The sequence below is a fragment of the Vibrio sp. BS-M-Sm-2 genome, from assembly GCF_041504345.1.
Classification (GTDB): domain Bacteria; phylum Pseudomonadota; class Gammaproteobacteria; order Enterobacterales; family Vibrionaceae; genus Vibrio; species Vibrio satsumensis.
Genome location: NZ_CP167894.1, coordinates 99,431 through 114,878, shown reverse-complemented (window position 1 = coordinate 114,878; position 15,448 = coordinate 99,431). Strand labels below are relative to the sequence as shown.

The 15,448-nt window shown below is 44.4% G+C and carries 11 protein-coding genes; 8 read left to right on the top strand and 3 right to left on the bottom strand.

All coding sequences use genetic code 11. The features are described from left to right. Window positions 1-2,346 carry an ATP-binding protein gene (locus AB8613_RS00405; protein ID WP_285954922.1) on the bottom strand — a complete coding sequence of 782 codons (2,346 nt, stop codon included), beginning with the start codon at window positions 2,344-2,346 and terminating at the stop codon, window positions 1-3. Window positions 2,347-2,797: 451 nt separating this feature from the next. Here AB8613_RS00405 and AB8613_RS00400 point away from each other — a divergent pair, with 451 nt between their 5' ends. Then, window positions 2,798-4,381: an ABC-F family ATPase gene (locus AB8613_RS00400; protein ID WP_086711529.1), complete on the top strand. Its 1,584-nt coding sequence runs from the start codon at window positions 2,798-2,800 to the stop codon at window positions 4,379-4,381. A gap of 133 nt (window positions 4,382-4,514) precedes the next feature. On the opposite strand, the gene AB8613_RS00395 is transcribed toward AB8613_RS00400, so the two are convergent. Both AB8613_RS00395 and fdhD read right to left on the bottom strand, forming a co-directional pair. After that, window positions 4,515-6,404: a methyl-accepting chemotaxis protein gene (locus AB8613_RS00395; protein WP_372384176.1), complete on the bottom strand. Its 1,890-nt coding sequence runs from the start codon at window positions 6,402-6,404 to the stop codon at window positions 4,515-4,517. A gap of 297 nt (window positions 6,405-6,701) precedes the next feature. Continuing rightward, window positions 6,702-7,541 carry a formate dehydrogenase accessory sulfurtransferase FdhD gene (fdhD, locus tag AB8613_RS00390; RefSeq protein WP_285954920.1) on the bottom strand — a complete coding sequence of 280 codons (840 nt, stop codon included), beginning with the start codon at window positions 7,539-7,541 and terminating at the stop codon, window positions 6,702-6,704. 370 nt (window positions 7,542-7,911) lie between these two features. On the opposite strand from fdhD, the gene AB8613_RS00385 reads away from it, so the two are divergent. From AB8613_RS00385 to fdh3B, 7 genes are all read left to right on the top strand, one after another. Beyond that, window positions 7,912-8,376 carry a DUF3305 domain-containing protein gene (locus AB8613_RS00385; RefSeq protein ID WP_372384175.1) on the top strand — a complete coding sequence of 155 codons (465 nt, stop codon included), beginning with the start codon at window positions 7,912-7,914 and terminating at the stop codon, window positions 8,374-8,376. Then, on the top strand, window positions 8,366-9,064 hold the full coding sequence (locus AB8613_RS00380) for a DUF3306 domain-containing protein (RefSeq protein WP_372384174.1): 699 nt from the start codon (window positions 8,366-8,368) through the stop codon (window positions 9,062-9,064). Before AB8613_RS00385 ends, AB8613_RS00380 begins: the two co-directional genes overlap by 11 nt. Window positions 9,065-9,365: 301 nt before the next feature. Then, window positions 9,366-11,027, top strand: a complete 1,662-nt coding sequence (locus tag AB8613_RS00375) for a 4Fe-4S dicluster domain-containing protein (protein ID WP_372384173.1) — start codon at window positions 9,366-9,368, stop codon at window positions 11,025-11,027. A gap of 9 nt (window positions 11,028-11,036) precedes the next feature. Next, a complete protein-coding gene (locus tag AB8613_RS00370) occupies window positions 11,037-11,675 on the top strand; it encodes a molecular chaperone (RefSeq protein WP_372384172.1) in 639 nt (212 codons plus the stop codon). 76 nt (window positions 11,676-11,751) lie between these two features. Then, on the top strand, window positions 11,752-11,952 hold the full coding sequence (locus AB8613_RS00365; RefSeq protein WP_004733728.1) for a twin-arginine translocation signal domain-containing protein: 201 nt from the start codon (window positions 11,752-11,754) through the stop codon (window positions 11,950-11,952). Between the two features lie 10 nt (window positions 11,953-11,962). Further along, entirely contained in the window at window positions 11,963-14,818 is a 2,856-nt protein-coding gene (locus AB8613_RS00360) for a formate dehydrogenase subunit alpha (protein ID WP_372384171.1), read from the top strand. Window positions 14,819-14,829: 11 nt separating this feature from the next. After that, complete coding sequence (fdh3B, locus tag AB8613_RS00355; protein ID WP_048658735.1) at window positions 14,830-15,438, top strand: formate dehydrogenase FDH3 subunit beta; 609 nt, start codon at window positions 14,830-14,832, stop codon at window positions 15,436-15,438. Window positions 15,439-15,448: the final 10 nt, after the last annotated feature.

The window sequence follows — 15,448 nt, the reverse complement described above, 5'->3', positions numbered from 1 at the left end:
TTACTTCACCAGTAGATGTTGACGGTCGAGAACGTTCGTAATATGGCGGAACCAGTGCTCAGAAATCCGAGCCTTTTCTTCATGCCAACCAATATAACCACGGCTTTCAAAGTAACGCAGAATCCCCGTTATTTCTGCCGTGCTCAGTTGTGTACATTCAGATAAAACTTCCGGAGATGCGATTTCCAATTGCACGATAGAGCGCAATACAGCCAACATCGGTTTCGGCATATTCTCCAGTTCCTGCGCTTCCGGAACATGGAACAAACGCACCACGGCTTGATCTGTCTCTTTATTTCGGTTCAAAGAGAGTCGGAAGAAACGCAACGCAACGGTAGGGTTACCATCAGAGTAGTGCCACAAGATTCGATAGAAACCTTGGCGTGCACGTTCTTCTTCACTCATATCATCTTGGTCCCATTGCTTAGGAACCACTAAGCCATCAAACGACAACGGCTTTTCAAGCTCCTTGTTAATACGGCTATTCAAAAGCTCACCAACTTGTTTTTCTGTCCAACGAGGAAGGAAACACACCAAGTCAAACAACAGGCGTTCGCCACGCGCTCTATCAACAAACCGCCAGCTCGATTTGGCAATCGATATCACGACACGGTGGTTCTTTTTTGAGCGACGCAGAAGGTTGGTTAAACGAATCAAATCCGACAAGCCACCGACCATTGGTTTCACCAGTCGTTGTGCGTTATCAATCGCAATAAGGTAAGTCGTATTGCTCTTACGCAAATGCGCCAAGATCTGAATCTCAGTGGCTTCTTCTTCCAAACCAATACTAACGGCAAGATGCGCTAAAAGTTCTTGGTAACCGGCATAAGGACAGCTCACATAAACGGGCTCTGCGTTAGAGACTTTGTGCAATAAAGTATAAAGCAGCGTCGTCGCGCCAACACCACGTTCGCCTGACACAATACAGATAGCAGGGCTGTCCGACATCAAGTAGCGAGACAGTTGCTTAATTTCGTCACCCGCATAATCAATTAGCGTGCTGTCGATATTACCCGGCAGAATGTATTCATAGGTTTGATCGCCTTTGATTCGAACCAAGTTTTGCTGATTTTTATCAAGATCAGACTGCTTAGCCACTTCGATTCTAAACAGATACGCCAAGGCTTGGCTAAACAGCGTGTAATTGGATAGCAATGCCATGATGCGGTGTTGGAAGTTGTAAACACTCAACCATACGATGCCAATTGCTGTCGCGAGTATATTCAGTAGGAAGGTATCTTTTCGGTTCACCGCCCAATTCACCCATACCGGACGATCGGAGATGTGTTGCAGAGTATCAAAGACTTTCGCTCGCCATAATCTGAGTACCGAAATGGTAACCAGTACAAACCAGAAAAACAGAGCGCTGTAGATCCAACTATAGATAGTGCCTTTGCCTAACGTAATACTCGAAATTTGCAGAGTCACACCCGCAACAATGAAGCTCCATACATAACGGCGAATAGTCGATAGACGAAGCGCTATCACTTCTTTATTAGATGTACGACCCAAGCGGTAGGCCAGTTCAAGAATAAAGCTGATGGCAATCGAACCACCTAGAATCCACCACGTGAAGATCTCGAGGAAAATCAGATGCTGTAGACTAGGGATACTCGAAAGTACCCTGAGTGAAAGGGTAATCGCAATGAGCCAAGCAATCGCACGATCAGCGCGACTGATATACCAGATTACCCTTACTAAAAAAGGAGGGTTCGTTTTCGCTTCAAGAAAATTAATTCTAAACAACTCGATCAAACGGGTGCTGTTGGCAAGCCACCACACTAAACCAAAGTAGATGAATAGCACTTTTAACGATGCACCAATCACAGGCACTGGCGAAATGAAGATGTCTTTAACAAGCGCTTTAAAGCTACGAATTTGGAAGTAAACAAGATACTCAATATTGAGCTTGGTTAATTCCCACTCTTGCTTAAATTGGGTGACACCATAAGGGCCAAAACCTGTTAAGCGATCTTTGTTTGCAGAGTTTGTCTGTTCTAACAGGTGCTGCTTACTCACGTTCAAGCTATTCAAAGTGACGTAACTGGTTTGAACGGCAAACCATTGATCGACGTCGCTGTTATCTCGGTAAGCTTTTATCTGTTGCTCGAAGGTTTTGATCTCTTGCTTTTGGACTCGCAGAACTTCGGCAAGCAAAATGTTGACCTGACGTCTATCCGACGCTTCCATAAATAGAGGGTCGGGTAACGAATCAATTCGCTCATCAAGGGCAACAGCAGAATCGGATACCTGCGGCTGAGATTGTAAGTCATATTCCAAGTTGGCATGACTAGGCCAAGAGAGAATGGCCAAAGTGAGGATTAAGAAGCGCGATAGTGAACGCATAAAAGTCTCTTAGAATTATGAGGTTAGGATTACTATAGTTAGTTAATCTGACTTTGTGAAATCCAATCCGGTATCGGGGGCGAGTACTTTATTCCTGTTTCGACCGATTTTGTCATGAAATTGTCAGGGATTAGGCTAGTCTTGCCTATGTCTGCTGTTGCTTTGGTCAGGTTAGTTTCACTGCGACCAATCAGCATACGATATATTCAATGGTTGGCATGATTTAGGACGTTATATACCGCCCATTATAGGTCGCTGTTCGATATTTTGTTTCCCCTGAAAATCGACGGATTTTAGGCAGCAAATTGAAAATCAAAAGTGTGAGTTAGCTCAAACTATGATTTGGCTGGGTTATCACTCACTTAATAGCGGGTAAATGCAATCAATACTTGCAGTTAAAGCCCTGAACAAGTAACGTTGCGACGTTTTTCACATTAAGAAGGTAATGGCATTGATCTCCACAGCAAATATCACCCAACAATTCGGCGCTAAGCCACTTTTCGAAAATATTTCAGTTAAGTTCGGCGAAGGCAACCGCTACGGTTTAATCGGCGCGAATGGCTGTGGTAAATCGACGTTCATGAAGATCCTATCGGGTGAACTAGAGCCGACTTCTGGTAACGTAAGCTACGATCCAAACGAGCGCGTCGCTAAGCTAAACCAAGACCAATTTGCTTACGAAGAATTCACGGTAATTGATACGGTTATCATGGGTCACAAAGAGCTTTGGGCTATTAAGCAAGAGCGTGACCGCATTTACTCTTTGCCAGAAATGAGCGAAGAAGACGGCATGAAGGTGGCTGACCTTGAAGTTCAGTTCGCTGAAATGGACGGCTACATGGCAGAAGCTAAAGCCGGTGAGCTTCTTCTTGCTGTAGGTATTGAAGAGTCAATGCACTTCGGTCTGATGAGCGAAGTGGCACCGGGTTGGAAACTTCGTGTTCTATTGTCTCAAGTACTGTTTGCAGACCCGCATATCATGCTTCTTGACGAACCAACGAACAACTTGGACATGGACACCATCAAGTGGTTGGAAGATACGCTAAACCAACGTAACTGCACAATGATCATCATTTCGCACGACCGTCACTTCCTAAACTCGGTTTGTACACACATGGCTGACCTTGATTACGGCGAACTTCGTCTATTCCCAGGTAACTACGATGAGTACATGACGGCTGCGACTCAAGCTCGTGAACGTCTACTGTCTGACAACGCTAAGAAGAAAGCACAAATTGCTGAACTTCAAACGTTCGTTTCTCGTTTCTCTGCTAACGCATCTAAAGCGAAGCAAGCAACGTCTCGTGCTAAGCAAATCGACAAGATTCAACTAGACGAAGTTAAAGCGTCTAGCCGTCAAAACCCATTCATCCGTTTCGAACAGTCTAAAGAGCTATTCCGTAACGCACTTGTGGTTGAAAACCTATCTCAAGGTTTTGAAGAAGATCTTTACAACAAGTTCGATGCCATCTTCGAAGTAGGTGAGCGTGTTGCTATCATCGGTGAAAACGGTGTAGGTAAAACAACACTACTTAACACACTAGCTGGCGCACTAGAACCTCGCACTGGTGAGTACAAGTGGTCTGAAAACTCAAACATCGGTTACTACGCTCAAGATCACGCACACGATTTCGAGACAGACATGAACCTGTTTGATTGGATGAGCCAATGGCGCCAAGAAGGCGAAGACGAGCAAGTTGTTCGTGGCTTCCTAGGTCGTATGCTGTTTGGCCAAGACGACATCAAGAAATCTGTAAAGGTTATCTCTGGTGGTGAGCAAGGTCGTATGCTTCTTGGCAAGATCATGATGCACAAGCCAAACATCCTTCTTATGGATGAACCAACGAACCACATGGATATGGAATCTATCGAAGCGCTTAACTTGGCTCTTGAGAACTACAAAGGCACATTGTTCTTCGTATCTCACGACCGTGTATTCGTAGACTCTCTAGCAACTCGTATCCTTGAAATCAAAGATGGCAAGATCAACGATTTCCGCGGTACTTACGCTGAATTCTTAAAAGCACGCGGCTAATGTCGTGTAGCGAGAGTTAATACGTAGCAACACGTTAGTACGTATTCAAAATTAGAAAGGCCTCTATCTTAGCAATAAGAGAGAGGCCTTTTGTTTTTTCATACTACATAAATTAACTAGTTTGCGCTAATCACTAGTACTTAAACTGCGCGACAATCTTCTCTAGCTTCACACTCACACTCGAGACTTGTTCACTACAACGCACGGATCCAGAAACCACGGTATAGGTATCACTGGCAAGATGAGCGATATCCGTAATGTTTCGGTCAATCTCTACTGAAACCATCGATTGCTCTTCGGACGCTGTTGAGATCTGACTGTTTAAGTCGAACATCTCGCCAACTTGGAAGTGTATGCCTTCTATCGCATTCACCACGTCTTTGGTTTGGCTTTTCACCAGCTCAGTTTGCTCTAAGCTCGCTGTCATCTTGGCGACGGTCTTGTCTATTCCAGTGGTTAAACCATGAATCGTGGATTCTATTTGATGGGTTGAGTCGTTGGTCATTAGTGAAAGCTCTCTGACTTCGGATGCAACCACAGCGAAACCTCGTCCATGATCGCCAGCACGCGCCGCTTCAATCGCAGCATTGAGTGCTAATAGGTTAGTTTGCTCAGCAATACCTTGAATGGTAGTGACCACCTGATTGATTTCACGACTCTGTTCTTCAAGTTGAACGATGAGATCCTGAGATTCTGCAATGTTTTCTACCAAGACATGAATACTATCGTTGGTTGACTGTGTCTTTTGCAGCGCTTGATGGGCGTTCTCTTTTATCTTCTCGGCATTGGTTGCCGCATTTTCGATGTTCGCCGTCACTTCATTACTCGTCATGACTAATTCATTGACTGCCGTCGCTACCGATTCAGATTGCTGCTTTTGTTTCTCGGCATTGCTCATGCTTTTAATTGCCGCTTCTTCAGAGCTGCATGAGCTGTCGGTCAACACAGTCATCACGCCAGACAGCTCTTTAATATTGCCATGCAGTTTATTGATGAAGGTATCGAAGGAGTGCGCCAACTGAGCAAGTTCATCATTGCCTTTTGCGTTCATACGCACGGTTAAGTCGCCATCTCCATTCGCAATCGACTCCATCATCACGTTTATCGCTTTGATTCGCGCAAGTATGTTGCGACCGATGAATACCAACAACAAAGAGAGCAGAGCAACGATAGCCGCACCAAAAAGATGCAGCATATTTTTGGTGTGTGTACTTGCCGCTGTAATCGCTTGGCTTATCTGACTTTGTACTTCTTCAATTGCTTGTTCCGTTTGATGAACATTGCTACGCAAGGCGCCTCTAAGCCCCAATTCTGACGACAACCCTAAATTGCTATTAGCAATCAGTAGAGTTTCAACCGCGGCCTTATATTCGGAATACGCTTGCTCTATTGAAATCGATGTTTGGGAGTAGGGTTCAAACTCAACAAGAGCACTAATTAATGCCGCATTTGTTTGGCTATTAATATGTGCAAGATAATGAAAGTCTTTTTCGATCAGTTCTAGCAGCGCAAGTTCCAGTGCCAAACTAGATTCTGATTCGATTGCTGATTTCAGTGCCGTTCTTTTTCCATCGAGTGCCGCCACAAACCCCAAAGGTGCGGTTGTGCGTTCGATGTCGTTAACTTGATTGACGATCTGGTGGAACTGTTTCTGGTACTGATGAAGGGTATCGGAGATCTTAGTCATTTGCTCGGACAGATGAAGATTGTGCGAAGCTAGTGTTTGATTCAAAGTTACCAGCCTCTGATTCAATGTGTCGGCGGTTTTGTCGAAACGCTCTGCGTATTTTTGATCGTGACGGGATAAGAAATCTTTCTCATGCCGTCTCAGAGTTAACAAATCGACCGAGCTTCTAAGGTTTTCGGTCGCAGAACGCTCTAGCGATTCCAATTTATCTAAGCTGAACTGCTCGTAGATCGCATATATCAAAACAGACACAAACAGGGTGAGGTTGATTAAAATAAACTTACTACGAATAGAAAGAGACAGCACACGTTGCTGAGGTTCCAGTGGATTGTTCATGGTTAACTCCCTTTAGCCGATGACGTTTTATATCCATCAATGCTTAATAGTTATTAGATATATTTAAATGATGAATATGTAACTAATAGCTTATAGGGCTCGTAAAGCAAGATTGGTTTCGTATTGAAAGTTAAGGAGATGTAATTGTGTAAAGAAACGGAATTAATAGCCTTATGCGCTTAACTTAAATTGGGCATCATCGTTTCGCGAACCAACGACTTATCCCTACTTAAATAAAAATGCCGTTCATCAACCTTAATGAACGGCATTGTTTATTCACTCGTAGCAGGGGGAGATCTAGTCTTCTGACGACGCTTGCTCACCCTTTACATCAAAATCGATCTTGTCTGCGCCCGTGAAGACTTGGAAGCGTAGACCTTTAGCACGAGCAATCGTGGTGATACCGAACTTCTGCGCCAAATCTAAGCCCATTTGGGTCACGCCAGAACGTGATAGAAGAACAGGGATACCCATCTGCGCAACCTTAATCACCATCTCAGAAGTCAAACGACCTGTAGTGTAAAAGATTTTGTCTTCACCTGACTCCTTGTTAAGCCACATCTCACCAGCCAATGTGTCAACGGCATTGTGACGGCCTACATCCTCCACAAACGACAACACTTGGTCGTCTTTGCAAACAGCACAACCGTGCACCGCGCCTGCTTTCTTGTAGGTATCGTTGTAATGAGTCAACGCTTCAAGCGCTGTGTAGATTTCAGATTGCTTAATCTTGTTTTGAGGCACCTGGTAATCTTCCAACTGCTTCATCACGTTGCCATACATGGTACCTTGACCGCAGCCAGAGGTTACTGTTTTCTTCTTAAGCGCTTGCTCAAGTTGGCTTGTATCTTCTTTGGTGATAACCGCTGCAGAGCTGGTTTCCCAATCGATGATAATAGATTCAACCGCTTCTGGGTCGGAAAGGAAGCTTTGGTTTTTCAAATAGCCCAATACTAATGACTCCGGACGAGAGCCCAATGTCATTAACGTTACGATCTCTTTCCAGTTCAACATAACGGTAAGAGGGCGTTCACAAGCGATCTGTTTGGTTAGCTTCTCACCATATTCATCAAACACTTCAACTTCGATTGTTTGAAGTGGGTTTTCGCTAGTTTTTATTATGTTTGGTTTTACCACAGTCACGTCCTACTTAATGAGATAGCGATTTTAAGAGATAAGAAGTTAACAAGAGGGTCTAATGCCGTTCTTGTTCATCGATTCTTTAACTCATGCTTAAAGCAAATCTTATTCCAAAATAACGGGTATTCAGGAAAACATGAAGCATTCGATTAAAATAGCGCAAAATATGAGAGTTCACCGAGTGGAGTTGTCTGAAATAACCAGTATCGACTAACGTTATAGTGACAACTTGATAACGAACGCTATAGATACGCTCTCGTAGTTAATCCGTATTGGCGTGTTTATTGCTTTATGGGATGTATATGATTGCGCACAGTACAAAATGTCCTAAGTGCATTCAGACCAAAGAAAATCAATTGGGTGAAGTATGTCTGAGATAAAAGAATTCAAAGAACAATATGAAAAAACAGAAGCAGCTTGGCCAATCGGTGTCCAAAGAATAGAAAAAGAGATCAAAACAGGTATCTGGGTAATGACGCAATGGGAATTGACGGGGTTTGAACTGTCGCCAGAAGATGATGCCCAAGACGTTTGTTTACTCCAATTACATAAAGACGAGCGTACAGACTATCGTTTCAACCTAAGCTCTCAGCAACCTAAGCTTTTCTTAGTGATGGATAATGTCGATTCTGGTGTTAAGCCAGTTATTCAGTTACTTACAGCATCACAAACCGTTGCAGGGCAATACATGGACGGTGACAATCAAGTCCTTTCATACGACATTCCTTTGCCCGTACAGGCTTGGATGGAAGCATTCATCGGTCGTCATGGCGAACTACTAGAAGCAAGACGTAAAAAACGTAAAGGCGCGGGTCGATCAAATGGCAACTAACTTTTTTAGCCGTTGGTCTCAACGAAAGCTTGATGAATCAACTGATAAAGCACTTGAAGCGGAACAAACACTTGAGGATACCGAACTTACTTCCTCAAAGGCTTCTTCTGCTGCTTCATCTATAGACGTAGAAACATCGGAATCACTAGAACGTGGGACTTTAGAAAATGAGTCTCCAGAACACAATGAAGATGCTCATGCTGTCGATTCTCAAGCTATCGACTCTCAGGAGATAGCATCAGAAACGACTGAAGACTTGTCTGTTGCTCAATTATTGGTGTCAGAAGCCTCAGAAAGCGTAAAAAAAGCCGCATTGCGTAAATTATTCCTTTCAGAAGAATTCAATGTTCGTGATGGTTTAGATGATTACGACGACGATTACAGTAATTTAAAGTCTCTTTCTGAAGGGGTTGCGGAAACCCTGCGTGATTGGGTTAAAGACAAAACGGAAGAAGAAACCACACTAGAAGAAGAGCAAGTTATTGATAATAAAGATGAAGGTGAAGTTTTAGGGAATTCTGAAAGCGATTTTGAGGTATCTGATAATGAACTTGAAACGTCAGAAAGTGCCGAAATAACCGAACAAGAAAAAGAACTGTATAAAAAAACAGTACCAGATATTAACACTACAATGTCAGACGAAGATGACCTAAAAGAGATGGGACAAAATATACCACACAAAGAATAGGTACATTTTGACTAAACACTCAATGAGCCGCTTGCGACAAAATGTCCCAAGCGGCTTTTTTGTAAGCTTAACAAACTAAAAAACACGCTAATTCATTGAAAATAATGAATTATTAAATTGGCATGGCATTTGCTAAATATCGTTCATTATCGACTTTTTTGTAGATAGCCAGAGTAAAGTTGACTAGATAACGAATAGCTAATGAAACCATTAGTTGTTAACCGATTACTCAGCAAGTTCTCTAACGCTAACTACAATGAAGATTGAACAGATTATCCATGTCCAAAGATGGAACTGAGCAATGCTTAAACAATTATTAAAACAAGCAACTTCAAATAACGCTAAAGCAAGACTGTATGCATTTGAAAATACAGTTGAGTTAACAAATCTGATTCCACCGACAGTAAGTTATGAAAGTGGTGGTAATACGCTAATTATTGGTCCAACTGCGATCATTGAAAGTGCTGCGGCTCAATTACCTCAATTGACGAGCTTAACCTTATTGTCGACAGACGGCGAAAAGGGCAAAAACCCAGAACTGTACTTCGCGAATTCGGTTCAAGTATCCGGTTTCCTTGGTACGTTTGAAGTTGTGATTGAGAGTAAAGGCACATCAAGCAACTTGGCGAAAATCGCGATTAATCACGATTGTTTCGATGTTGTTCTAGACCTATGTCTGAATAGCTGCATGACAGAAGAAGTGCCTGTACCGGGTTATTACCCAGTGGGCCGAGGCTATCCAAAACTGGCCGAAGCACTGGAAGAGATTCCAACGCTAATGGGTACATTTGATAAGCCTAAGTTCTTCCGTTTAGACACTGACCTTTGTGCGCACAGTTCTCGTGGCGTAAAAGGGTGTGAACGTTGTGTTGACGCTTGTCCTGCTGGCGCACTATCAAGTGAAGGCTCAGACAAAACAGGTCACAAGATCGAGATTAACCCTTATCTATGTCAAGGCGTAGGAACTTGTGCAACAAGCTGTCCTACCGAAGCAATTACCTATGCGCTTCCAAACCCTGACGATACTCAAAAGTTCATTGAACGTACGCTAGCTAACTATGAACATGCGGGCGGTCTGGATCCAATCGTACTTATCTGTAGCTCTCGTCATGAGACTTACAATGTAATGGCGCTAAAAGCACTACCAGATAACGTTATTCCAATCGTGGTTGAAGAACTGCCTTCTATTGGTATTGATACTTGGTTTGCAGCGCTAGTGAATGGGGCGACTCAGGTTCTGTTTGCTGCTTCTCGTTTTATGCCAGAGACGATCATTCGTGTTCTGAATAACGAAGTAGGGATTGCTCAAGAGCTACTAGACCAAATCGGTGTTCCAAAAGAAACCATCGATGTCCTGTATTTAGAGTCTCTACGTGAAGGGCCTCCAACACTGTGCGTTGATTCTTTCGACCTTGCACTTGGCGATCTTCAAGGCAACAAACGTCAACGTCTATTCACTGCACTCGATGCTATGTCTTCATCTCGCATTCCTGTCGAGAATATCGTTGAACTTCCTTCGAATGCACCATACGGCACGGTTTCGTGTGAAAGCAAAGATTGTACGTTATGCATGAGTTGTGTTGCGGTTTGTCCTACACGTGCTCTTCATACCGACGGTGCTTCTCCATCACTTAAGTTTGTAGAACAAGACTGTATTCAATGTGGTCTGTGTGAAAAGGCATGCCCTGAGAATGTTCTGACTCTAACGCCTCGTATGAATTGGGTGAAAGAAGAACGTCAACAAGCAGTTGTGATTCATGAGGAGAAAGCAGCGGAATGTTTACGTTGCCATAAGCCATTCGCTCCACAGTCTATGATTGACATGTTACAGAACAAGTTACGCGGTCACTCTCATTTTTCAGATGAAACTGCGATTAATCGTATTGCGATGTGTGAAGACTGTCGTGTAGTGGACATGTTCGACTCAATGGCTCAAGACCCATTGAATCAATTGAAATACTAGGAGTTGGCATTGGAAACTAATTTAGATCAAGAACAAGAACAGACACTAAGAACTGAAATCTATTTGGTTCTTTCTGCATTGTTCCGTAGCGCACCTTCTGAAGAGGTCATTGATTTCCTAAAGACGTTAGACATTGAAGCGTCTGAGAGTGCAATGCAAAAAGCTTGGATTGCCATTCAACAAGCGGCAACGGAATCAAATCGCGAAGCGTTAGAAGATGAATATCAAGATCTGTTCATTGGCATTGGCCGTGGAGAGATTGTTCCATTTGGTTCATGGCATAGAACTGGCGCCATGATGGAAAAACCATTGGCAGAGATTCGTCATGACCTAGAGCTTTTAGGCATTGAGCGTGATGAGCAAGTGAAAGAGCCAGAAGATCACATCGCGGCGCTTTGTGAAGTGATGGCGATGCTAACGGCTGAGGAAGAAGCGCTGCAACAAGCGGTATTCAATAAGCACCTTGGCCCTTGGTTTAACTCTTTCACGCGTCAGCTTGAAGGGGCAGAAAGCGCGAACTTCTACAAATCGGCCGCTCAGCTTTGTGAAGCATTCTTAACGTTAGAACAAGTGCGTTTTAGCGTGAATACAAAAAGCAGTAAGCATAAATTAAAGATTGATGTGAAAAACGTCACTGATTACGAGTAATCGAGCAGTACGCGATTATATCGATAGAGGGGCATTAAGCCTCCAAAAAGATCTACCGTAAGGTAAGGAAGCAATGATGAAAGATAATAAAGAAATAAACACAAGCCGTAGGGACTTACTCAAAGGCTTAACGACTGCAGCCGTAGCTGGTGCCGTTGTCGCTGGTACAACGAAAGTGGCGACTGCTTCAGAAACGGTTGAAATGCCAAAAGAAGACATGAAGAAGACGGGCTATCGTGAAACGCAACATATTCGCGATTACTACGACACGCTTTAGGAGATAACGGATGAAACTTGTCAAACGCTCCGATAGTGTGAGCAAAGAAACCAATCAGCTAGGTGTGTCTCGACGTGCCTTCATGAAAAATACTTCATTAGCCGCTGGTGGCGCAGTGGTAGGCGCAAGTCTATTTGCACCTGGCATGATGAAGAAAGCACAGGCTAAATCAGTCGATCCAGAAGCGAAAACAGAAGTGAAACGTACTATCTGTTCTCACTGTTCTGTGGGTTGTGGTATCTACGCTGAAGTTCAAAACGGTGTTTGGACGGGTCAAGAGCCTGCATTCGATCACCCATTCAACGCTGGTGGACACTGTGCGAAAGGTGCAGCACTTCGTGAGCACGGCCACGGTGAACGTCGTCTTAAGTACCCAATGAAATTGGAAGGCGGTAAGTGGAAGAAGCTTTCTTGGGAACAAGCGATTGAAGAGATCGGTAACAAAGCGCTAGAACTTCGTAAAGAGTCTGGCCCTGATTCGGTTTACTTCCTAGGTAGTGCAAAACACAGTAACGAGCAAGCTTACGCATTCCGTAAGATGGCGTCGCTTTGGGGCACCAACAACGTTGACCACCAGGCGCGTATTTGTCACTCAACCACAGTTGCCGGTGTTGCAAACACTTGGGGTTATGGTGCGATGACAAACTCGTTCAATGACATGCACAACTGTAAATCGATGCTGTTCATTGGTTCAAACCCTGCAGAAGCTCACCCAGTAGCGATGCAGCACATCCTTATCGCGAAAGAGAAGAACAACTGTAAGATCGTTGTTGCGGATCCTCGTCGTACGCGTACTGCTGCGAAATCAGATCACTACGTTTCTCTTCGTCCAGGTTCTGACGTTGCGTTTATCTGGGGTGTGTTATGGCACGTCTTTGCAAACCAATGGGAAGACAAAGAGTTCATTAAACAACGTGTATTCGGCATGGACGAGATCCGTGAAGAAGTAGCGAAATGGAACCCAGCAGAAGTTGAACGTGTAACGGGTGTTAGTGAAAAAGACGTATACCACACAGCGAAACTACTTTCTGAAAACCGTCCGGGTTGTATCGTTTGGTGTATGGGTGGTACTCAGCACACGACTGGTAACAACAACACACGCGCTTACTGTGTACTTGAGCTTGCGCTAGGTAACATCGGTAAATCAGGCGGCGGTGCAAACATCTTCCGTGGTCACGATAACGTACAGGGCGCAACTGACCTTGGCGTACTTTCTGACACACTTCCAGGCTACTACGGCTTGTCTGAAGGTTCTTGGCGTCACTGGTCAAAAGTTTGGGATATCGACTTTGACTGGGTAAAAGGCCGTTTCGACGACAACGCATACGCTGGTCAAAAACCAATGAACAGTGCAGGTATTCCTGTATCTCGTTGGGTAGATGGCGTACTTGAAGACAAAGACAAGATTCGTCAACGCGAAAACATCCGCGCGATGTTCTACTGGGGTCACGCAGTGAACTCTCAGACTCGTGGTCCAGAGATGAAGAAGGCGATGCAGAAGCTGGATATGATGGTTATTGTTGACCCATACCCAACGGTTGCAGCAGTAATGAACGATCGTACCGACGGCGTTTACCTGCTACCAGCAACGACTCAATTTGAAACCTACGGCAGTGTAACGGCATCAAACCGTTCTCTACAATGGCGTGACAAAGTCGTTGAGCCTCTGTTCGAATCTAAACCTGACCACGAAATCATGTACCTGCTTTCTAAGAAGCTTGGTTTCTCTGATCAGCTGTTCAAAAACATTCGAGTTGAGAACAACCAACCTCTGATTGAAGACATTACACGTGAATTCAACAAAGGTATGTGGACGATTGGTTACACAGGTCAAAGCCCTGAACGCTTGAAAGAGCACCAACAGAACTGGCATACGTTCCACAAAACGTCTCTAGAAGCAGAAGGCGGTCCTGCAAATGGCGAGACTTACGGTCTACCTTGGCCATGTTGGGGCACACCAGAGATGAAACACCCTGGTACACACATCCTTTACGATACGTCTAAGACGGTTGCTGAAGGTGGTGGTAACTTCCGTACTCGTTTCGGTGTTGAGTTTGAAGGTCAAAGCCTACTTGCTGAAGACAGCTACTCGAAAGGCTGTGAGATCAAAGATGGTTACCCAGAGTTCAGCGACAAACTACTGAAACAACTGGGTTGGTGGGATGATCTAACTGCAGAAGAGAAAGCGTCTGCTGAAGGCAAAAACTGGAAGACTGACGTTTCAGGTGGTATCCAACGTGTGGCAATTAAACACGGTTGTATCCCATTTGGTAATGCGAAAGCACGTGCGATTGTTTGGACATTCCCAGACCGTGTACCACTGCACCGTGAGCCGCTTTACACGCCACGTCGTGACCTAGTTGCTGATTACCCAACGTGGGATGACAAAGAAGCGATCTTCCGTGTTCCTACGCTTTACAAGTCGATTCAAGAGCAAGACAAATCTGGCGAATACCCGATTATCCTGACCTCTGGTCGTCTGGTTGAGTACGAAGGTGGTGGTGAAGAGACTCGTTCAAACCCATGGCTAGCTGAACTTCAACAAGAAATGTTCGTTGAAGTGAACCCGAAAGACGCAAACGACATTGGCTTTAAAGACGGTGATGATGTTTGGGTTGAAGGTGCAGAGAAGGGCCGTATTAAGGTGAAAGCGATGGTAACACGTCGTGTTAAACCTGGTTTGGCGTTCATCCCATTCCACTTCGGTGGTAAGTTCCAAGGTGAAGATTTGCGTTCTAAGTACCCAGAAGGCACTGATCCTTACGTTATTGGTGAAGCTGCTAACACAGCAACCACCTATGGTTACGACCCTGTCACCTTGATGCAGGAAACGAAAGTAACCCTTTGTAATATTCGTAAAGCGTAAGGAGTCTTAAAATGGCTAGAATGAAATTTCTTTGTGACACCAAGCGTTGTATCGAATGTAACGGTTGTGTCACTGCATGTAAGAATGAAAATGATGATGCTCTGGAATGGGGTATTCAACGTCGTCGCGTTGTAACATTAAACGATGGCGAACCGGGTGAAAACTCAATCTCAGTAGCGTGTATGCACTGTACTGATGCACCATGTATGGCAGTTTGTCCTGCAGACTGTTTTGAACATACAGAAGACGGCATCGTGCTTCACAACAAAGATCTTTGTATCGGTTGTGGTTACTGCTTGTTTGCTTGCCCATTTGGCGCACCTCAATTCCCTAAACAGGAAGCATTTGGTGAGCGCGGTAAGATGGACAAATGTACCTTCTGTGCTGGCGGCCCTGAAACAGAACCAGGTTCTATAGAAGAGCGTCAGAAATACGGTGCGAACCGTATTGCTGAAGGTAAGCTTCCAATGTGTGCTTCGCTTTGTTCAACTAAAGCACTGCTAGCGGGTGACGCAGAGAAAGTTTCTGATGTTTTCCGTCAGCGTGTAGTTGAACGTGGTGCGAAAGGTGCAGGTTGGACAGACGGCAACGACCTTTCTTACGATGCGACTAAGAGCTAAGTAGGAGAGA

Bases quoted from the DNA above. Each gene is read 5' to 3' on its own strand.
- AB8613_RS00405 (WP_285954922.1), bottom strand. From the start codon at position 2,346: ATGCGTTCACTATCGCGCTTCTTAATCCTCACTTTGGCCATTCTCTCT.
- AB8613_RS00395 (WP_372384176.1), bottom strand. From the start codon at position 6,404: ATGAACAATCCACTGGAACCTCAGCAACGTGTGCTGTCTCTTTCTATT.
- AB8613_RS00385 (WP_372384175.1), top strand. From the start codon at position 7,912: ATGTCTGAGATAAAAGAATTCAAAGAACAATATGAAAAAACAGAAGCA.
- AB8613_RS00380 (WP_372384174.1), top strand. From the start codon at position 8,366: ATGGCAACTAACTTTTTTAGCCGTTGGTCTCAACGAAAGCTTGATGAA.
- AB8613_RS00375 (WP_372384173.1), top strand. From the start codon at position 9,366: ATGCTTAAACAATTATTAAAACAAGCAACTTCAAATAACGCTAAAGCA.
- AB8613_RS00365 (WP_004733728.1), top strand. From the start codon at position 11,752: ATGAAAGATAATAAAGAAATAAACACAAGCCGTAGGGACTTACTCAAA.
- AB8613_RS00360 (WP_372384171.1), top strand. From the start codon at position 11,963: ATGAAACTTGTCAAACGCTCCGATAGTGTGAGCAAAGAAACCAATCAG.
- fdh3B (WP_048658735.1), top strand. From the start codon at position 14,830: ATGGCTAGAATGAAATTTCTTTGTGACACCAAGCGTTGTATCGAATGT.